This window comes from Pedobacter sp. 22163, assembly GCF_052045595.1.
In the GTDB taxonomy this organism is placed as follows: domain Bacteria; phylum Bacteroidota; class Bacteroidia; order Sphingobacteriales; family Sphingobacteriaceae; genus Pedobacter.
Genome location: NZ_JBQEPM010000007.1, coordinates 92,278 through 113,357, shown reverse-complemented (window position 1 = coordinate 113,357; position 21,080 = coordinate 92,278). Strand labels below are relative to the sequence as shown.

Here is a 21,080-nt window from a genome sequence, read left to right as displayed (position 1 = left end):
CGCCTTAAATATACTAAAGTGTCCTTCGACAGGCTCAGGATGACATTCTATTTTAAGTATGCAACCTCTTTTATTTACAATCAATTTTGTCAAAAGTCATCGATCCATCAAACTTTAGTTTGCTTAGGTCTTTGAACTTGGTTTCCCCTTTTACTTCCTGTACATCGCCAAATCCCTCTGCTAACTGATCACCTTTTTTCAAAAAAGCCACTTCCCTAATTGATGTTTTGCCTTCAGACTGAAAAGTATAGTTAGCAATTATGGTATCGCCTTTAACAATTCCGGCTATCGTGCCTGCATTTTTATCTTTTTCGTATAAATTATAACCTAGTGTCCCTGTTACCTTATTATCTTCTGTTTTTAATGATAGGGTGGCAGTATCTCGGTTTTTAATGTATTGGTAGCACTGAATAGAATCGGGGCTTTCCGTTGCATTGGTTACTATGGTGGAATCGATTTTGGCCTGTGTTTTTTTTGCCGTGCCGCCCTGGCAAGATGCCAGTAATAAAGCGGTTACTCCTAGCATTGGGATGATGTTTTTCATAAAATATATTCTTTTCTTATCGGATTGATTTTTTATTATTACGCAAAGCCCCTGCCAAAAAGATTCGTAACCTGTTCTGGTCTTAGATCTGAACTAAACTATCCTAAATATATGAGCTATATGATAAGTTATCAGGGAAGTTTTATTTTAAAAAAATAAAGAAATGCTGGTTCCTTTGTGTTCTTCAGATTTAATATCGATCTCTATTTTATGGAATCGGGCAATACTTTGCACAATGGCCAGCCCCAGGCCAAAGCCGTTTTCTTCGGTATTTCCCCTTTTAAACCGATCGAAAGCATTTTCTACCAGTGCCGTGCTCATACCCAATCCGGTATCGCTGATGGTGAGGATATATTTTTCGGCTTCGGTTTTATCTGTTATGGTAATGGTACCTCCCTCAATATTATACTTTATTGCATTATTGATGATGTTGATTAAAAGGGTATGTATCAGTGCTTTATTTCCGGTAAAGTGAAAATCTTTTAAAAGGTGGGCATTATAGCTGATATTTTTATCTGCAATTCGATCTTCAAGATCTTCATATATATCATCGATTTCCTGTTTGAGGCTAATTTCTTCAGTTTTCAGATACTGATTGTTTTCTACCTTCGAAATGAGTAACAAGCTGTTGATAATTACCTTTAAACGGTTTAAGGTTTTTAAAGAGGCGTAGATTTTGTTTTCGTGCTCCACCGGAATATGTGGTGTGTTAAGCATATTTTCGAAGCGCGTACTTAAAATTGAAATGGGAGTAAGCAGCTCATGCGAAACGTTAGCAATAAACTGTTTTTCTAAGGCGAAAAGCGTATTTATTTTACGCATTAAAGAGTTTATACTATTATCAAGGATTTTAAAATCGTTGGTGGTGGTTGGTATATTCTGGTAATTGTAATGTGAGGGATCATCAACCAGATTGATCTTTTTGTCTATAATGAGATAAAAAGGCCTTAATAAAAAGTTTGAGAAGGTAAAATCTGCTACCAAAGTAATAAGTAAGGCGGCAACCAACACAATCAGCATGTAAAAACGGATCGAATTTTTAATGGATTGGAGGGCGGTCATTGTTTCTCCAATCTCCAGGTTATACCAGTTTGTATGATAAGAGAATTTATAGTTTAAGATGCGGTATACTTCAATATCGCCCTCTATCTCTCTTTTTTCGGTAAATACCTTTGCTGTAGAGTCTTTCTGATTATCGGGAATATCTGTTAAAACAATAAATTCTTCCTTTAAAATATTGTAATCGGTAAAAGATTGTTCCTTATTTAAAAGGCTATCGATCTCATTATCGTTTAAGTTTTTAATGATTTTGTTTTTCTTTTTGATTAAACGGTTGTCAAATTGGTTGTAAGCAAGTTTATCCAATGAAAATAGAATGATTGCCCCCAATACCAGAATAATGGCAATCTTGGTTACTGCATTGTATAAAGAAAACTTAACCTGTAACTTCATTTCGTTTAATGGTTCATGGGGTCAATTGTCATCGGTTCATTGGTAAATCCACGCTTAACTTCTTACCTCTGACTTCCCGACTCTCTAACAATTTATCCTATAGCCGATACTCCTTACGGTTTCAAACCAATCTGTTGTGCTAACTGCTGCAAGTTTTTTTCGCAGGTTTTTAACATGAACATCAACAAAGTTAGAATCAGAATTTACTTCTAAAATATCACCCCAAACGTGCTCAGTTAAACTCATTCTCGATACCACACGATTTTTGTTCAGCACCAGATAGTTAAATATTTCGAATTCCTTTTTGGTAAGGTTTAATCTTTCCTCGCCAAAAGAAACGGTCCTGTTTTGGATATTGAGCAAAAAATCGTGGATGTTTACCTCATTTTTCTCTAACTTGTGTTTTCTACGGGTAATGGCATGCATACGCGCTAAAAGTTCATTTAGCGAAAATGGTTTGGGCAAATAATCGTCTGCGCCCTCATCAAGCCCCTTAATCCGGTCATCTACAGCACTACGGGCGGTTAAGATAATTACGGCATCATCACGATCTTTCATGGTTTTTAACTGTTTTAAAATTTCAAAACCATCACCATCTGGTAAACCTAAATCGAGTAAAATGAAATCATAATTGTTTACAAATATTTTTTCTTCCGCAGAAGATTTTTTCCAGGCATGCTCTACAATAAATCCTTCTTTGCTCAAGAATTCATCCATTTCAAGTGCCAGGCTTTTTTCATCTTCAACTATGAGTACGTTCATTTTAATTTAGTTAATGTTCTTTAGCCTTTCAGCTTTATGCTTTAGTCTCTAAAACTAAGTTAATATTTTTTAAGATGATCGCACAAGCTTCTTCAATTTCTTCTTTGGTTATAATTAAAGGAGGGGCAATGCGCATTGAATTGCTGCAATGTAAAAACCAGTCTGATAAAACACCATCTAAAATGCAGGCATCAATGATTTTTTTATTGATCTCAAAATTTTCAAATTCAACCGCCAACATTAAACCTTTTCCCCTTATTCCTTTGATGGCAGGATGTTGAAGGAGCTGTTTAAACAATTGTCCTTTTTCTTCTACTTCATCAACAATATGATCATCAACCAAGGTACGTAAGGTAGCCAATCCAGCAGCACAACAGACCGGGTGACCACCAAAGGTAGTCATGTGTCCTAAAATTGGAGTATGCGATAATACCGACATAATCTCCAATGAACTGATAAAGGCCCCGATTGGCATTCCACCACCAATGCCTTTCGCCAGGAGCAGCACATCGGGTACAACATTATAATGCTCGAAAGCAAACATCTTGCCGCTGCGGCCGAAACCAGATTGTATTTCGTCGAAGATTAACAAAGTTCCGGTTTCTGTGCATTTTGTCCGCAAAGCCTGCATGTAGCTTAAATCGGCTACCCTGATTCCGGCTTCACCCTGAATGGGTTCGATAAAAACAGCAGCAATTTCTGAGGTGATTTTTTCGAGATCAGCAATGTTATTATGTTCGATAAAACTTACATGTGGCAAGAACGGGCCGTAGCCGGAGGAATAGAAATCGCTTTCCATTAAACTTTCGGCACCCTGCGTACTCCCATGGTAAGCATTTTTGCAGGCAATAAATCCTTTACGTCCAGTATAACGTTTAGCTAGTTTCATGGCGCCTTCTACAGCCTCGGTTCCTGAGTTTAAAAAGAAGGTGCAGCTTAAGCTTTCAGGTAAAATATCGGCAAGGGCTTTGGCAAAATTTACCTGAGGCGTTTGTACATATTCGCCATAAACCATGAGGTGCATATAGGTTTCTGCCTGCTCTTGAATGGCCTTCACCACCGCAGGATGGCAATGACCAACATTGCTAACGCCGATACCGGCAATAAGATCGATGTGTTTTTTGTTTTGGGCATCGTAAATGTAAATCCCTTTAGCCCTTACAAATTCGAGCATAAGCGGCTCTGGAGAGGTTTGTGCATTGTGTTGTAAAAACAACTGACGTTGGGTAAGCATGGCACAAAAGTACGGAAATGAAAGAGTGCTTTAAAACAAAAAAGACCTACATTACTGTAAGTCTTTTCTTTATTGCCTTTGGCCGCCTTTAAATCTATTGAGTAACTCGCGTTTAAAACCTTCCTGCGCCCGGTAAAACTTTCCAACAATTTTTATCGGCAATACCGATTTAAGTTTGTTGTAATATTTTTTATCAAGATTAAGGTCTTTTTGCTTGAAGTCGAATTCGCTGGTAATTAAACTTTGCACCTGTGCATCGGTTAGGTTATCTATTTCAGTCGTTTTTCTGAAAGAGATCATTTTCTGCATGCGTTCTTTACGCAGCGCATTTTGTTCTGCCTGCATATCGTTGTATATCGGCCAGAAAATCTTAGCTTCTTCTGGTGATAAATCCAGTTTTTGAGTGAAAAAAGCTATTTTAAGTGATTCTATTTCTTCCCCCCTTGGTTTTTGTGCCAATAAGGTAGTGGGCAATAAAAACATTAAAGCAACAAAAAGTAAATTCTTCATTATATCAATTATTTAGTTCCTGAGATAAATCACTTGATGAGAAATTACTCAAGATATAGTTTTCCATTTCTGTATCTGACGCAGAAGCCGTTTTTATATTAGATGATGTAGTATTATTTTGCGCTTCTAAATGATCGATGATTGTACTTTCGTCAATATCATACAATAGCTGTTCGTTTATTGCTTCTGCAGATTGTACTTGCTGAACCGCATTGGTAGAGCCGTTTTGGTAAAAATAAACACCAAACGAAGCCATTAATAAGAAACAGGCCGCGCTTGCATATTTAACAATGTTGCGCCTCCATAAAGGAATAACTTTGGCCTCCTTTTTAGGTTCTGATGCCGCAATCCGATCAGCAATTCTACTTTGCAGGGTGTCGAAATAATTTTCGGGTACTGCAAAGGCCTGATCTGCCTTAGGCATTTCAGAGAGGGCAATCCGGGTTTGTATCCGTTCCGTTAAATCTTCAAAATAATTCTGCGGAACTTCAAAATTATTGTTACTTGTTTTCTGTTTTAATCCATTCAAAAAGACAGCAGAAATAATAGCCTCATCACAATTTTCGAAATATCCATCAGGAACGGAGAAAGGATTGTGTTTCCCCATTGCCGCAAGTGCTGGGGCTTCGTTCATCCAATCGTTATTTTCTATATTTTCGTTCATCACAGATATATGATACAATTAAAGTGAAAAGGTTTAATAGTCTATTTCATCATTTGTGATAAAAGCTTCAATTTTTTTCGCAGCGATGTGAAATGATGCTTTTAAAGCCCCCACAGAGGTGCCTAACACTTCCGAAATCTCTTCATATTTCATATCGTCGAAATATTTCATATTGAAGATAATCCGTTGTTTTTCAGGCAGGGTAAGAATTGCTTTCTGCAGTTTAAGCTCAAGTTTATCGCCATTAAAATAAGATGATGCAACTAAGTTGTCGGCAAGCTCGGATGATACTTCATCTAAAGGCGTATTGTTCCGCTGTTTTTGCTTGTTTAAGAAAGTGATGGATTCGTTGGTGGCAATACGGTAAATCCAGGTATAAAGCTGAGAATCGCTCCTAAACTTATCGAGGTTTTTCCAAACTTTAACAAATACTTCTTGTAAAAGATCGTCGCAATCATCGTGATTTAAAACCAGCCTGCGGATGTGCCAGTATATTTTTTGCTGGTATTTTTTTAGCAACAGGTTAAAGGCTTCATTACGCGTGCGCTCAACAGCGAACATGGAAAGAATTTCTGAATCTTCAACTTGTTTCATTGTATTTTTTAGATGTGAGATACGAGATATGAGATGTGAGATTCAGTAGACTCAATGTCTCAAATCTCACATCTAATTTCTCACATCTATTTTTTTCTGCCGATTACTTTTTGAACAGCTTCAACAATGTTTACCGCATCTAAGCCATATTTAGACATTAATTGATCTGGTGTTCCGCTTTCGCCAAAAGTATCGTTAGTGGCTACAAACTCTTGTGGTGTTGGCAATTCGGTAGTTAACAAACGTGCTACACTTTCGCCTAAGCCACCAAATTTATTATGCTCTTCGCAGGTAACTACACAACCAGTTTTTTTAACTGATTTTAAGATGGCTTCGTCATCTAAAGGTTTAATGGTGTGGATATTGATAATTTCGGCATCGATACCCAATTCAGCTAATTTTTCACCAGCTTCGATTGCTTTCCAAACCATATGGCCTGTAGCAATAATGGTAACATCTGTTCCTTCGTTAACCATCCATGCTTTACCGATCTCAAATTTTTGATCTGGATCTGTAAATACAGGGATTACCGGACGGCCAAAACGTAAATAAACCGGACCTTCGTATTCTGCAATGGCCATAGTTGCTGCTTTAGTCTGGTTGTAATCGCATGGATTGATTACTACCATTCCTGGCAACATTTTCATTAAGCCAATATCTTCTAAAATTTGGTGGGTTGCGCCATCTTCACCTAAAGTTAAACCCGCATGAGATGCACAGATTTTAACGTTTTTATTAGAATAAGCTACTGATTGGCGGATCTGGTCGTAAACGCGGCCTGTAGAAAAGTTGGCAAAAGTACCTGTAAAGGGAATTTTACCACCAATAGTCATGCCTGCTGCAATACCGATCATGTTTGCTTCTGCAATACCAACCTGTGTAAAACGCTCAGGAAAATCTTTAATAAAAGCATCCATTTTAAGCGATCCAACTAAATCGGCACATAAGGCAACCACATTTTCGTTTTTCTTTCCAGCCTCATGTAAACCAGCTCCAAAACCCGAACGCGTATCTTTTTTTTCTGTATATGTATATTTTTTCATTTTGTTTTTAGCTATGAGATGTGAGATTTTAGACGTGAGATCAGGCGACAATTCGTCTCAAATCCCATATCTATTGTCTCAAATCTAGTTTAATAGTCCCCTAAAGTTTCTGGTAATTGCGCTAACGCCGCTGCCAACTGCTCATCATTAGGCGCAGTACCATGCCATTTATGTGTACCCATCATATAATCTACACCTGCACCCATTTGAGTACTCATTAAATTTAGAATTGGTTTACCTTTTCCGGTTAGTGTTTTAGCATAATGTAAGCCTTCAACGATTGCTTGCATATCGTTACCATCGGTATTGATTACATGCCAGCCAAAAGCTTCGAATTTAGCTTTTAAATCATCTAAGGCAAGAACTTTACTTGTAGGACCATCAATTTGCTGTCCGTTATAATCAACAGATGCAATTAAATGATCTACTTTATTAAAAGGGGCGAACATTGCTGCTTCCCAGTTTTGCCCTTCCTGTAATTCTCCATCACCCAATAAGGCGAAGATAAGGGATTTGTCGCCGTTTAATTTTTTGGCTAAAGCTGCTCCAATAGCAACTGATAAGCCCTGGCCTAATGAGCCCGAAGCAATACGGATACCTGGTAAATGCTCATGGGTAGTAGGGTGGCCTTGTAATCTAGAATCTAGTTTACGGAAAGTCGCCAGTTCACTTTTATCGAAATAACCAGCATGAGCCAATGTACTGTACCATACCGGAGAAATGTGTCCGTTTGATAGGAAGAAAAGATCTTCGCCAGCACCTTCCATTGTGAAGTCTGTTTTGTGGTTCAATACTTCAAAATATAAAGCTGTAAAAAAATCTGTACAACCAAGCGAAGCGCCTGGGTGACCTGATTGACATCCGTGAACCATTCTTACGATATCTCTTCTAATCTGAGAGGCAATATCTTCTAGCTCTTTAATTGTATGTTTCATTAAAATAAGAGGTTGTTGTTACATAGCAAAGGTAATATTTTACCCGCTATATCATAATTAGTTATTAATTAAATCGAGTACTTGTTGTGTTGAGTTTTTTGTGTCAACTTTTTTAATGATGTGGGTAATTTTTCCATCACCATCTATAATGAAAGTGGTGCGTACCGTACCCATGTATTTTTTGCCGTACATGTTTTTTTCTGCCCAAACACCATAGTCGTTTACAATTTTCTGGTCGGTATCGGCAAGCAGGGTAAATGGTAAGTTATGCTTGGTAACAAACTTCTGGTGCGATTTTTCATCATCAACGCTAACACCTAAAACCACAATGCCTTTTGCTTGTAAGCCCTGATAGTTATCCCTGAAATCGCAAGCTTCGGCAGTACAGCCTGGTGTATCATCTTTAGGGTAAAAATAAAGAACAACCGTTTTGCCTTGATAATCGCTTAAAGAAACTTCAATGCCGTTTTGATCTTTTGATGTAATTGCCGGTGCCTGATCACCTTCTTTTAACGCTGCCATATTTATAATGATTGAATTTTGAATGTTATAATGATTGAATACTTAATAGTGCATGCAAGTTAAACAGTTTAACTTATTATACTGTTCAATTTATGTTGAAAGATGACATTTCTTAGTATAAATTATGGGTTTTGATGGCAACTCAATCATAAAATCCTTAAATCTTGAAAATCCTGTTCCTATTTAAAGAATGTAACTGTGTATTTTCTGGTGTTCTCTTTCATATCCACTACTATTAATTCTAATGAATGCCTTCCTGAAGCTGTTCTTTCGTCAAAACTGTGCCAAAGTGTTGCTGTTTTGGTGTCAAATTCCATTAATGCCCATTTGCCATCGATATAGCCATTAAAACTCTTTATCCCTGATAAATTATCACTGATCCTGAAAAATATTTTAGATAAACCAGCCATGTTTTTCCCCTCAGCAATATTTACAGGTACTATCCTTGGCGCAAGGGTATCAGTAGCGATATAAAAACTGCCGAAGTTTTTCGGAGTAGCCTTAACATAGCCATTCTCAAAAAAACCGCCCTGAGATGAACCGTTGCTGTTTACAATTATGGCTTTGCTTCTTAAGTTTTCCGGAAGGTTATCAGCCTTGATCGAGATATCGAAACCGATATGCAGCGGTGTGTACCTATTGTGAATCTGATGTACGGCAGACCAGGCATTTCCCGTTGGTTTAGGCAACTTCTTATAAGTGAAATTTAAATCGCTGTACAATGTTCCGCGTGGGAAAACTACTTTAATATCATCGTTATTAAACTCATTCACTTTATTATAAGGATAAATTATTCCGGCGGGAATAACCGGCGCAGCAATAGGTGCAGTACCTGCATTTACGGTAAAAGGTAGAATAGACGAGTTCCCTTTCGAATCTGTTATGATGTAGCGCAGCTGGTGTGAAGCACCGTCATTGAAATTAATCCTGCCACTATTGACCAAACCACTATAAATTTTTAAAGGGTTGCCAGGTTCAACAAAACTTTTCTGAATGCTTCTTTTGGTATTTAAATAAGTTGGGTAATCGATGTGCGAGTTGATGGCCTTACTGTCTTCAAACGCAAAGCGTTCAAGGGCAGAAGTATATATTTTCTTCCCATCAACCTCCAGTTGGATCGAATATACCCCGTTGGTGCCCGATAAACCATTATGCCGATCGGTTACCACGATGCCGAAGCCAACCTCACCAGTTAAACTGATGGGGGCAGTGGTTTTATAATTGCCATTTGCCCCACTAATGCCGATGGCTTGTTTAGGTGTATTTTCGTTAAAGGTTTTGCCATTTAAACGGTACACATACAAACCATGAATAACAGGTGGAATGTTATCGGGTATGATGATTCCGAAAAACTGAGGATTATGGTCTCTTCTGTTTTGGTATCTCTGATTTCGAAATGCAAATGCGGGCCACCAGAACTACCACGGTTACCAGACCAGGCAATAATCTCGCCTTTGTGTACCGGAATTAATGTAGCATCGGGGAACTCATCAATCTCAAATGATTTTTTTTCGTATTCAAGGTTTTTAACAATAGTTGCAATTTTGGGAGCAAACCGTTGAAGGTGGCCATATACAGTAGTGAAACCATTAGGGTGATTAATGTACAGGGCCTGTCCGAAACCACTGTTCTGAACCCTTAACCTCGAAATATATCCATCTGCAACGGCATAAACAGGGTAACCTTCGCGTTGGTTGGTCCTGAAATCAATTCCAGAATGAAAGTGATTGCCGCGGATTTCGCCAAAAGATCCTGCAAGGGCAGGAGGGCTAATATCCAAAGGTTGTCTGAAATCTGTAATGGGGTATTTATTCGTACTGTAAATCTGTTGCGCCTGAGCAAAAGTTGAAGCAAATAAAAGGCAGATTGAAATGGAAAATTTTAACTTGTACTGGATCGGGTTTTTAATCATTCGTTACTTTACATCAAAATTTAAAAGTTGCTTTCCTTCTAGCCAGGCTTCCAGTTTATCACCTTTATTTGTTTTTCCGACGCCCTGAGGTGTTCCGGTAAAAATTAAATCGCCTTTTTTTAAAGTAATATATTGAGAAACAAAGCTGATTATCTTCTCGAACGAGAATAACAAATCTTTAGTATGGCCTACCTGGCGGCTTTCTCCATTTACTTTCAATTCAAAATTTAAGTTGTAAAGATCTTCAAAATCACTTTTTGGATGAAAGATACTGATAGGTGCCGAGTTATCAAAAGCTTTGGCAAGTTCCCAGGGCAATCCTTTTTCTTTGTGTTTGCTCTGGATATCACGAGCGGTAAAATCGATGCCTAATCCCACTTCATCGTAATAATTAGCTGCGAATTTTTCTGCGATGTGTTTTCCCTCTTTACAGATCTTTAATACCACTTCTAATTCGTAATGTACATCATCAGAAAAATCAGGCAGGTAAAAAGGCTTATTGTCCTTCAAAACAGCTGTATCAGGTTTCAGAAAAATTACGGGTGTAGTTGGAACCGGATTGTTCAGTTCTTTTGCATGTTCGGCATAATTTCTGCCAATGGCGATGATTTTCATTCTTAAAACTATGAAATATGATAAAATTGATGGGAATAATTCCACATCAATCAAAAATAGAAAAGAAAATGGTGTTATAAAACTGAGATCCGTTTTACCTGACTTTCAGAGCCGGCAATAACCCTCAAAAAGTAAATACCAGGATTAATCCTGTTTGGAATAACGAAGCTTTTAGTCTGCTCACCAGCATTTAAGCGTTCATTTGAAAGTGTTGCCACTTCATTTCCCAATAAATCGATGATTTTGATCGTAGTCTGTGTGCCATCTTTTCCGATAGATAAGATAATATTTAATTGATCTTCTACAGGATTTGGATATATTTTTACGATGGTTAACAATTTATCTTTTGCTACAACCGTTGTATTTTTTGGAGTTGTGGAGTAAGTATTGAACATTCCAGAGCCGCCAACTGTCATATAAAGTGGTTTATAAGGCGTAATGTTGGCTTTAATTTCAGGAATTCTGCTTACTTTTTTTATTCTGTTTTTTAAACTAATGCGAATACTATCAGCTTGTTGCGCCCAAGAATTTACGCCGCACACTAAGACAATGCACAATGTGCATGCAAGTTTTGTGAGGAACGTTATCTTAGCGTAGAGTTTCATCAAATTGGTATAGCAAATGTATTAATTTAAAACAAAGAAATTAAACATTTTGTTTAAAACCCATAATTTAACACAATTTAACAATAAAATTTAAATTTCATAGTGTTAAAAATACACAATAATTTGGTTGTTAAATTGTTATAGTTAGTTTACTTTTGCTCGCAAAAAATAATCAACGAAGTGTCAAATCATAAAAATGTCAACGCGTTAACCGCCGGCGGGGTTCTAATTAGTTTAGGAATTGTGTTCGGTGACATTGGTACATCTCCATTATATACCTTAAATGCAATTTTTACAACCATTTTAGGCGGTAAACAGGATATTAATCCCACAAATGTTCTTGGTGTATTATCATGCATTATATGGACCCTAACACTACAAACCACCATTAAATATGTTATTATTACCCTAAGGGCCGACAATAAAGGTGAGGGTGGTATTTTCTCTTTATTTTCATTGGTTCGGAAAAAGGCGAAGTGGCTGGTGGTTCCGGCTGTGGTAGGAGGTTGCGCATTACTCGCCGATGGGATTATTACGCCAAGTATTACGGTTACTTCAGCAATTGAAGGTTTAACCAGTAAGTTTGATGTGCCGGTTATTCCCATTGTATTAAGCATTTTAACGGTTCTGTTTATTATTCAGCAATTTGGAACCAACTTGGTTGGAAAACTTTTTGGGCCCGTAATGTTTGTTTGGTTTGCTGTTTTGGGTGTATTGGGTATGTCCTTTATTGTTAAAGATTTCACTATCCTAAAGGCATTTAACCCTTATTACGCCATTCACTTACTGGTTACCAATAAACTTGCGTTTTTAATTCTTGGTGGTGTATTTTTATGTACAACAGGGGCTGAGGCCTTATATTCTGACTTAGGTCACTGTGGTAGAAATAACATCAGAACCAGCTGGATTTTCGTGAAATTAACCCTTATTCTAAACTATTTAGGGCAGGGTGTTTGGATTTTGCAGAACAGCGGAAGTTATGTTCCAGGCGCAAAAATGAATCCATTTTTCCAGATCGTTCCAGATCAGTTTCAGATTCCGATGGTGATACTGGCTACTATGGCTGCAGTAATTGCGAGTCAAGCTTTAATCAGTGGGTCTTTTACCTTAATTGCTGAAGCTGTACGTTTAAACCTTTGGCCTAAAATTAAAATTGTTTATCCATCGGTTTCTAAGGGACAGTTATACGTTCCCTCTATTAACTGGATGTTATGGATTGGTTGCTGTGGTATTGTGCTGTTGTTTCAAAAGGCAGAGAAAATGGATGCAGCCTATGGTTTATCGATCACCATAGCCATGTTAATGACCACCATTCTGGTTAGTTTTTATTTGAGAAGCAGGCGTTTTCCGAAATATTTAGTTGCGATATTCTTTTTTACCTATGTAATTATTGAAGGCACATTTTTGATCAGTAATTTAACCAAATTCTTACATGGCGGTTGGGTAACCGTGTTAATTGGTTCGTTATTGTTTACAGTGATGTGGAGTTGGTTTGTGGCCCGAAAAATCAAAAACCGCTTTGTTAAATATGTCGAAATTGAGGATTATTATGAGATTTTAACTGAACTGAGCGGAGATGAATCGGTTCCGAAATACTCGTCTCAACTGGTTTATTTAACCAGTGCGAACTTTAAAACGGAGATTGAATCGAAAATTATTTATTCCATTATACAAAAGGAACCAAAACGTGCCGATGTATACTGGTTGGTGCATGTTGATGTAATGGACGAGCCTTATACCTTAGATTATAAAGTTGAATTCCTGATCCCGGGAAAACTGATCAGGATTGATTTTAGATTAGGTTTCAGGATTGAGCAACGTGTAAATTTGTTGTACCGTAAAGTGGTTGAAGAGCTGGTGAAGAATGGAGAAATCGATATTACCAGTCAGTACACTTCGTTAAATAAACATAAAATTGCCGGCGATTTCAGGTTTGTTCTTTTAGAAAAACATTTATCTAAGTTCACCAAGTTGAGTTTCTACGAAAGACAGATTATGGATTACTACTTTATCCTTAAAAAATTAAGTTTATCAGAAGAGCGGAGTTTTGGCCTGGATAGCAGTTATGTTGATGTAGAGAAAGTTCCATTGATTTTCGTTACACCAGATGATATTGAATTGAACAGGTTGCCGGTTTAACTGATGAGAACTGCGATTTTAATATTGGGCGTCAGTTTATTTATAGCTGGACCCATAGCTAAACTGTACCATTTCGATCATGCCAATAATTATATGATTGCATCTGGATTGGGGCTGGTGATGATTACTGCGCTGGCCTTTATAAAGAAGAAATAAATTGAATCCTCTTTCTGTTAAAGAAAGAGGATTTTTGTTTTATAAATGAAATTTGTCTTTGTCCCACTTACTTGGATTATTTATAATATAGTTCGAGATGTTATTGTATGCTCTTTCATCGCGGATAATGTGTTCATAATAATTCCTTTGCCATAGCTTTCCCATCTTTTTATCGTGCGATTTGAATAGTTGCAGGCACGCATTAGAAACAATTGATTTATATGCGCCAACAATGTCGGAAATTGTCGGGGCGACCCTTGTGGTCCCGCTGTTTAATTCATCTTCTTCTGGGGACCGCAAAGGTCGCCCCGGCAGCAGTAGAAAAAGAAGAAATATCTGATAATACTATTATGCCGTGCATATGATTTGGCATGATCTGAAAAACATCAAGTTCGAAATTTGGAAATCTATCTGATAAATTTATCCATTCATTGTAAGCGATAGTTCCGGATTGATTTAAAATCATTTTATTGTCTGAAACTTTCCAAATCTATGAAGCCTATCTCCACAGCAGATTGTGATAAAATAGGCTCCTGCATTTGAATAGTCGTAATCCTTTAACCTGATCGATCTTCGATGATGTATTAAAGGATTATTTTTCATGAGATATAGTAAATCGTCAAATTACTCCCTTATCCTTAAGTACTTACTGATTGTATTGGTGTAATTATCACCAAAGCCTATAGCAGAAATTTCTTTATACTTTATCTTTGTTGGTTCAGCATCCAGATAACCTGCAGGATCGAAGTTCAAAATTTTTAAACTTCTTCTTTTCACTTTCACAATCTCTCCGATTCTAAAAAAGAAGCGATCATTGTTTTCGTTTTCTACAGCACATTTTAAGTTTGTGCTTTTTATAGAATTGAAAATGGTTTCCCAGCTTCCTAAATCAATTTGGTAAGGCATTTCGATCAGCTTTTTCTGGCCCTCCTGTTCCATTATGGAATCGAAAAATTGATCATAGTCGTTGTGCCTGATCTTGATAATAGAAGATATTGGGAAAATGGTAAATCCGTTAAATAGAAAATCATCGTTCACTTTAAGGAGAACAAAATCAAATGAGTGATCTAAGATATAACCATGAGAAAGTACATAAGATTTGTTACCAACGTCTCTTTTAATTTTGACATAATTTTCCTCTGTCTGATGTTTCTCTATTTTCTCAAAAATTGTCATATTATTCATTAATAGCTTAAACCTCCGGATTTGCCAGTTTACTATGCCTGTAACCATAAGCAAAATAAACTACGAGGCCAACTACCAGCCAGATGCCGAAACCGATCCAGTTCGAAATACCAAGTTCGCACATCATGTACAAACAGCTGATCAGCCCTAAAACCGGAATTAACGACAAGTTTTTGGTGATGCAATAGTAGGTAATCACCACACAGATGATCAGGAAAATCCACATTGGAATTTTGTGTTTAAATAACCCCCAACCGCTTTCATATTTCTTTTCTACAGGTACTTTTGAAGCTGAAATAAACTGTTCGTAACGATCGGCGGGTAATGCACTTAAATAAGATTCTGCATCTACCTTTTCGGCCAATACAATTTGTGGCGCAGCATTTTTAACAATTTCCTCTTTAACAATTTTCAATTCATCGCCACTTAGAGAAGTAACAAAAGTTACTGTTTGGATTGTTTTAGGGGAGTTGAAAAAGAAAGCTTTGGTTTCTTTCCCATATTTTGAGAATGCAAAAATTATAGTCGCAATTAAAACAACAGGTACGATAAACTTACTGTTTACATAAGGTATCTTGAATTTTCCACGCTGTACATCAGGCCTGTTCTGTAATACTAAAACCCCTGCGCAAACCAGTACGAAAGCGAAAAGTGTTCCGATAGAACAGAGATCGGTAACGATAGTAAGATTCATAAACAACGATGGTACAGCCACTACAAAGCCTACCACAATGGTTGCAAACGAAGGTGTTTTGTATTTAGGGTGAATTTTCGAGAAAGATTTCGGTAATAAGCCATCTCTGCTCATGCTCATCCAGATACGTGGTTGTCCCATTTGGAAAACCAAAAGTACACTGGCCATGGCAAATACCGCACTTACAGCAATAATGCCACTCATTAATTTTAAGTTAATCTGATCAAAAACGAATGCCAACGGATCGCCAACGGCTAAGGTATCTGATTTAACAATACCTGTTAAAACCAGTGCAATGGCCACATAAAGGATGGTACATATAATAATCGCCCACATCATCCCGCGGGGTAAATCGCGTTGTGGATTTTTACATTCTTCGGCCGTTGTAGAAATGGCATCGAAACCGATATAGGCAAAAAATACTGCCGAAACGCCCTTTAAAACTCCAGAAACACCGTTTGGAGCAAAGGGATCCCAGTTTTTTGTGTCTACATAAAATATACCTACTGCCAATACCAAAAGAATTACCGCCAGTTTAACCACTACCATCGCGTTGCTGGCATTGCGACTTTCTTTCATACCACGGTAAATTAACCAGGTAATTAAAATGATAATACCTAAAGCAGGAATATCTGCAACAAGGTGAAAACTACCGATTGTTGGGGCGGTAAGCCATGCATTATTGGCCAAGGCTGTAGCCGTATCTAAATCTGCCAGGTTTTTGCCAGCCGCCAGAAGCGCTTCGGCATGTGTATGTCCATTATAAGCACTTAAGTAGTCCATTGTCATCCAATCGGGTACATGGATACCATCTATGCCGAGGGGAGGTATTTTTATGGTGGAGAGTAGTCCAGTAAAGTAATCAGACCAGGATATGGCTACCGTAATGTTACCGATGGAATATTCCATAATGAGTGACCAACCGATAATCCAGGCAACCAGCTCGCCGAAAGCTACATAAGAATAGGTGTAAGCACTGCCAGAAACAGGTACCATAGATGCAAATTCTGCATAAGCAAAGGCCGCAAAACTACAGGCTACTGCCGTAAAAATAAATAAAAAGATTACCGCCGGACCGCCATCTGCACTTGCCTTGCCAATCGTACTAAAAATTCCTGCTCCAATAATTGCTGCAATTCCAAAAGCTGTTAAATCGCGTACTCCGAGTGTTTTATGTAATGTATTTTCATGGTCGCCATAGCCTTTTGCCGCATCTTGTAATATCTTGGAAATAGATTTTTTTCTGAATAGCTTTTCGAACATCTTTTGTTTGCTTGTTTCCTCAAACTTATAAAAAGTTTGGTTAAAAACGTTTAAAGCAGGATATAATTTTCAATACACCACGCTCTAGTAGGCAAAATGTTATCAAAAACACTGGCAATTATTAGATGAAAGTAAAAAAATGCAATTATTTGGCTTGAATAATCCTTTGTTTGATTCGCATAATTTTAGGATAAGTGAAACAGTTAATTTTGTTGTCAATAATCAGTAAGGTGCATAAAACAATATATGTCTTGTTTGATTGGAATATTTATATATCATTACAGTACCAATTATGAATGCAGATATAGCACAAATAAAATACATTAAAGAACGTCACCAGGGTTTGGCTACTTTACTGGCCTTTGCCTTAATTCCATTGTCGGGTTTTGCTACCGATATTTATATCCCCTCATTACCTACCATGGCTGGCGAAATGCAGGTGAGTAATGTTCAGGTTCAACTTACACTCAGCATTTTTCTAATTAGTTATGGGGTTGCACAACTTTTTATCGGTAGTGTGCTTGATAGTTTTGGAAGATATAAAATCTGTTTATACGCATTATTAATTTTCGCTGCAGCTAGTATCATCATTGCAACTACCCATAACATTTACCTTATTTATTTAATGCGTATTATCCATGGTCTTACTGTAGGCGCAATTGTAGTGGCCAAACGAGCTTACTTTGTCGATCTCTTCGAAGGCGATCAGCTAAAACATTATCTTAGTTTGTTTTCCATCATCTGGTCTACCGGACCAATTGTAGCGCCTTTTATTGGTGGTTATCTGCAAACAGTATTTGGTTGGGAATCTAATTTCTATTTCTTGGCTGGTTTTGCGCTTGTTTTTGCCGTACTGGAGTTGTTGTTCAGTGGCGAAACATTAAAACATTTTACCGATTTTCAACTGAAAGAGATAACAGGTATTTATATCAAAATGATTAAAACAACAAGCTTTACCTTAGGTATCGTGATGTTGGGATTAGCTTATTGTATGGTGATGGTTTACAACATGACCGGTCCGTTTATTATTGAGCACCATTTTAAATTTTCTCCGGTTATTGCGGGTTATAGTTCCCTGTTTTTAGGTTTCGCCTGGATGGTAGGGGGCTTTATTGGCAAGGCAACTATTAACCGACCTTTCTTTAAACGATTAATGATCAACTCGCTGTTTCAGGTAGCATTTGTAGTCCTGATGATTATAAGCTTAAATTTTGTTTCTAACCTCTGGTCGTTAATTTTCTTTGCATTTTTAATCCATGTAGGAGCAGGCTTTACCTTTAATAATTATTTTACTTTCTGTTTGAGCAAATTCCCCAAAAATGCAGGAATTGCAGGTGGCTTAACAGGAGGGATTACCTATGTGATTGTTTCTTTTTTGAGTTATGGCATTGTAAATCTGATCCCTGCCAAAGATGAACGTAACTTAAGTTATAGCTATCTGGTCATGATCTTAATATCGGTTTTAGTGATGTTTATTATTCTTAGGCTTCGAAAAAAAGAGGAAGTGTAATTTATTATTTGATCCGGCCTTGTTCATCAGTTACGCTGGTTTTTCGCGCTCGGGTGCCCTTAATATTACTGCTACCAAAAATGTAATTTAAACTGAGCCGGTAAACCCTGCTTTCTTGTTTTTGGCTAAGGTTGTAATCTAGCCCGGAAAGGGCGCTGCTGATTCTTGCTTTTCTGGTATCGAAAACGTCATTGGCGGCAAGTTTAATGTTGAGTTTTTTATCAAGGAATGATTTTTTGATCCCAAAATCTATCCCATAATAAGGTTTAATCGCATAAGTGCCATAAATCTGAGAAGAGGCGTATTCTCCCGAAAGTTCGGCTGATGTTGACGGGCTCAGGGTAAAATTGTGGCTGCTATTGATCATAAAATTCACTTTTTTCCGATCATAAACACTGTTACCTAAATTAGCGGCCTTAATCTGGTTATAGGTGCTGGTAAGCGTATTGTCCATACTCCAGAATTTGGTAATGGTAGTAGGGTAGCCGATTGTCAGATCGTAGGCATATTGTTTATCGAGGTTTTGTACCGTTTGGTACAGTGTTTTCTTCTCGTTATCTGGCAGCAGAACATCAATAATCAGGTTATTGGTGATGCTATACCCAAAGGAAATATTTAATGTTTTTTTATAATTATACGAGAGTTGAAAGGCATTGGTGTACTGTGGGTTAAGAAAAGGATTCCCCTGACTAAAAGTGTATAAATCAACAAAATAAACAAAGGGATTAAGCGATTTATAATCTGGTCGATCTATTCTTCTGCTGTATGAAAAACCGATCTCGTTGTTTGGGGATAAAGTTTGATTGATGTTAAAACTTGGAAAAAAATCAAAGTAACTGCGCTTTACAATCTTGTTATCGTTAATGGAATTGCCTTTTGAGTTAGTTTGTTCCGTTCGTAGACCAATTTCAATACTGGTCGATTTAAATTCGTGCTTTAGGGTAGCATAAGCAGCATTTATGTTTTCGTCGTAAACAAAACGGTTACTTCTGCCCGCATCATTCTTCCAATCTGTTCCAATTAGGTTTTCGAACTGAAAATCATTATCTGTACTCACCCAACTGCTTTTTAGGCCAGCGTCTAATTTAGTTGCTGCACTGAGAGGAAGTGAATAATCAATTTTTGCAGCTTTGATTGTGATAAAAGATGGGGTGGCATTTCGAAAGATGGCTGGCGATTTATAGCTCAAGCCATTTTGATCGAAAAAAGAATTTTGATAAATGGTATTTTCCTCACTGTGGTATTTGGCATAATCTAAATCGATAGAAAGTTCCTGACCTAAAGTATCCATCACACTTTTGTAATTGAGGTTGTAAGCCTGATTGCGATATTTATTCTTTGCTGGGTTATCGGCAAGAATAGAAGAATCAACCTTTGTAAAACTTTTTCCAATAGCGGTAATGCCATTAGATAGATCGTGGCCATTATTGAAATAACCGGTAGTTAAGAAACCAAGAGTATTCTTACCGTTGATGAAATAATCAATCCCAGCTTTATAATTGTTGTTATGTGTGGATCTAGTCTGTGTATTTGATTGATGGAAATAAGTATTTTGATCCCTGCCATTTACTACCCTCAAAATATCGAGGTTTTCAGTGGCTTTATTGTTGTTATTGGCGAAGCTGCCAAAAATATTAAGGTTTCTGTTTCGATGGTTAATGGATATCCCGGCATCGCTTTTTGGATTCTTGCCGTATCCGAAACCTAAATCTATGTTTCCGTTTGTGCCATAGTTAGCATTCTTTTTTAGCTTGATATTGAGTAGGCCTGCATTTCCTTCAGCATCATATTTGGACGAGGGCTTAGTAATCAGTTCTATCGCTTTTATCTCGTTACTGTTTAATGATTTCAATCTGGTAGCCAATTGTTCAGCAGATAAATAAGTCGATTTTCCATCAATAAGCACATTGACACCAGACCTACCTCTGATACTGATTATCCCATCCTGATTAACCGATACACCGGGCATTTTAGCAAGCACTTCGAGTGCAGTATTTCCGGTTGAAACAATACTGTTCTCTACGTTCATCACTGTTTTATTGTTGTAGCGTTCTATTAAAGGCTTGCGGCCGGCAATCACAACACTTTCCAGTTCATTTATATCTGGTTGTAGCGTAAAACTTAAATCGATATTGGTTTTGTTTGGTTTTAGCGCTACCGTTTCTAAAATGGTTTTATAACCAAGTGATTTAACTTCTACTGTAAACTTACCTAAAGGGAAATTATCCAATGTGAAATTCCCTTGTTCGTTAGTTGTCACAGTTTTGATAATGGAAGAATCTAGCGTACTTTTAAATTTGAGCGTAGCCGAAATTTTTGTGTTATTCTTATCGATAACCGTTCCGGTAATGTGGTTTTTTGCCTTTTGTGCATAAAGTGGGTTGACACAAAATAAAGTAAGTATGATGAAGAATGGAGCGAATGGTTTCATTGTTAGCTAGGGATCTGATGATTAGTTTTCCTTTTATCTGATTAGGAATTAAAACGAAACTAAATTATTAGGTGCATAAATCTCCCCTTTTTAACAATGTTTAACCCAATTAACATTTTTTTACATAAGATGGTTATTAGTCATTTATTCATTGGTATTACCTAAAATTTAGAAGCTCGTTATAATCACATTCCTTTTAGCTAATTCTCCCGTGGGTTATCATGCTGAGCGGAGTCGGCGTCTTTTACTGTGTCTGTATTTTTGTGTTTCCTTGGAAAGAACTAAGGTTCTGAATTCTCGCTTAATTCCG

The 21,080-nt window shown here is 37.3% G+C and carries 21 protein-coding genes; 3 read left to right on the top strand and 18 right to left on the bottom strand.

Features of this window, described 5'->3' with window-relative positions:
• Positions 1-70: 70 nt before the first annotated feature.
• The 14 genes from ACTJKN_RS18580 to ACTJKN_RS18515 form a co-directional block, all read right to left on the bottom strand.
• The gene (locus ACTJKN_RS18580; RefSeq protein ID WP_440827239.1) at positions 71-544 is read right to left on the bottom strand and encodes a hypothetical protein; all 474 of its coding nucleotides are present in this window, start codon (positions 542-544) and stop codon (positions 71-73) included.
• Between the two features lie 147 nt (positions 545-691).
• Positions 692-1,996, bottom strand: coding sequence for a sensor histidine kinase (locus ACTJKN_RS18575; protein WP_440827238.1), 1,305 nt, complete (start codon positions 1,994-1,996; stop codon positions 692-694).
• Between the two features lie 84 nt (positions 1,997-2,080).
• Positions 2,081-2,758: a response regulator transcription factor gene (locus ACTJKN_RS18570; protein ID WP_440827237.1), complete on the bottom strand. Its 678-nt coding sequence runs from the start codon at positions 2,756-2,758 to the stop codon at positions 2,081-2,083.
• A gap of 34 nt (positions 2,759-2,792) precedes the next feature.
• Complete coding sequence (locus ACTJKN_RS18565) at positions 2,793-3,992, bottom strand: aspartate aminotransferase family protein (protein WP_440827236.1); 1,200 nt, start codon at positions 3,990-3,992, stop codon at positions 2,793-2,795.
• A gap of 69 nt (positions 3,993-4,061) precedes the next feature.
• A complete protein-coding gene (locus ACTJKN_RS18560; RefSeq protein WP_440827235.1) occupies positions 4,062-4,502 on the bottom strand; it encodes a hypothetical protein in 441 nt (146 codons plus the stop codon).
• A 4-nt stretch (positions 4,503-4,506) separates the two neighbouring features.
• Positions 4,507-5,166, bottom strand: coding sequence for a hypothetical protein (locus ACTJKN_RS18555; RefSeq protein WP_440827234.1), 660 nt, complete (start codon positions 5,164-5,166; stop codon positions 4,507-4,509).
• 33 nt (positions 5,167-5,199) lie between these two features.
• Entirely contained in the window at positions 5,200-5,760 is a 561-nt protein-coding gene (locus ACTJKN_RS18550) for an RNA polymerase sigma factor (protein WP_440827233.1), read from the bottom strand.
• An 86-nt stretch (positions 5,761-5,846) separates the two neighbouring features.
• The gene (locus ACTJKN_RS18545) at positions 5,847-6,803 is read right to left on the bottom strand and encodes a transketolase family protein (RefSeq protein WP_029274068.1); all 957 of its coding nucleotides are present in this window, start codon (positions 6,801-6,803) and stop codon (positions 5,847-5,849) included.
• An 89-nt stretch (positions 6,804-6,892) separates the two neighbouring features.
• On the bottom strand, positions 6,893-7,738 hold the full coding sequence (locus tag ACTJKN_RS18540) for a transketolase (protein WP_440827232.1): 846 nt from the start codon (positions 7,736-7,738) through the stop codon (positions 6,893-6,895).
• 57 nt (positions 7,739-7,795) lie between these two features.
• Entirely contained in the window at positions 7,796-8,260 is a 465-nt protein-coding gene (gene bcp / locus ACTJKN_RS18535; RefSeq protein ID WP_029274070.1) for a thioredoxin-dependent thiol peroxidase, read from the bottom strand.
• 179 nt (positions 8,261-8,439) lie between these two features.
• On the bottom strand, positions 8,440-9,558 hold the full coding sequence (locus ACTJKN_RS18530; protein ID WP_440827231.1) for a hypothetical protein: 1,119 nt from the start codon (positions 9,556-9,558) through the stop codon (positions 8,440-8,442).
• Complete coding sequence (locus ACTJKN_RS18525) at positions 9,546-10,172, bottom strand: M23 family metallopeptidase (RefSeq protein WP_440827230.1); 627 nt, start codon at positions 10,170-10,172, stop codon at positions 9,546-9,548. Before ACTJKN_RS18525 ends, ACTJKN_RS18530 begins: the two co-directional genes overlap by 13 nt.
• A gap of 3 nt (positions 10,173-10,175) precedes the next feature.
• Entirely contained in the window at positions 10,176-10,787 is a 612-nt protein-coding gene (locus ACTJKN_RS18520) for a fumarylacetoacetate hydrolase family protein (protein ID WP_440827229.1), read from the bottom strand.
• 74 nt (positions 10,788-10,861) lie between these two features.
• Complete coding sequence (locus tag ACTJKN_RS18515) at positions 10,862-11,344, bottom strand: T9SS type A sorting domain-containing protein (protein WP_440827228.1); 483 nt, start codon at positions 11,342-11,344, stop codon at positions 10,862-10,864.
• 228 nt (positions 11,345-11,572) lie between these two features.
• On the opposite strand from ACTJKN_RS18515, the gene ACTJKN_RS18510 reads away from it, so the two are divergent.
• A complete protein-coding gene (locus ACTJKN_RS18510) occupies positions 11,573-13,531 on the top strand; it encodes a KUP/HAK/KT family potassium transporter (protein WP_440827227.1) in 1,959 nt (652 codons plus the stop codon).
• A gap of 3 nt (positions 13,532-13,534) precedes the next feature.
• Entirely contained in the window at positions 13,535-13,687 is a 153-nt protein-coding gene (locus tag ACTJKN_RS18505; RefSeq protein ID WP_440827226.1) for a hypothetical protein, read from the top strand.
• 39 nt (positions 13,688-13,726) lie between these two features.
• Here the strand turns inward: ACTJKN_RS18505 and ACTJKN_RS18500 are convergent, their stop codons facing one another.
• The 3 genes from ACTJKN_RS18500 to ACTJKN_RS18490 form a co-directional block, all read right to left on the bottom strand.
• Entirely contained in the window at positions 13,727-13,987 is a 261-nt protein-coding gene (locus ACTJKN_RS18500) for a transposase (protein WP_440827225.1), read from the bottom strand.
• 324 nt (positions 13,988-14,311) lie between these two features.
• Positions 14,312-14,872, bottom strand: coding sequence for a hypothetical protein (locus ACTJKN_RS18495; protein WP_440827224.1), 561 nt, complete (start codon positions 14,870-14,872; stop codon positions 14,312-14,314).
• A gap of 7 nt (positions 14,873-14,879) precedes the next feature.
• A complete protein-coding gene (locus tag ACTJKN_RS18490; RefSeq protein WP_440827223.1) occupies positions 14,880-16,829 on the bottom strand; it encodes an amino acid permease in 1,950 nt (649 codons plus the stop codon).
• A gap of 292 nt (positions 16,830-17,121) precedes the next feature.
• On the opposite strand from ACTJKN_RS18490, the gene ACTJKN_RS18485 reads away from it, so the two are divergent.
• Positions 17,122-18,339: an MFS transporter gene (locus ACTJKN_RS18485; RefSeq protein ID WP_440827222.1), complete on the top strand. Its 1,218-nt coding sequence runs from the start codon at positions 17,122-17,124 to the stop codon at positions 18,337-18,339.
• Positions 18,340-18,343: 4 nt separating this feature from the next.
• Here the strand turns inward: ACTJKN_RS18485 and ACTJKN_RS18480 are convergent, their stop codons facing one another.
• A complete protein-coding gene (locus tag ACTJKN_RS18480) occupies positions 18,344-20,770 on the bottom strand; it encodes an outer membrane beta-barrel protein (protein ID WP_440827221.1) in 2,427 nt (808 codons plus the stop codon).
• Positions 20,771-21,080 lie beyond the last annotated feature (310 nt).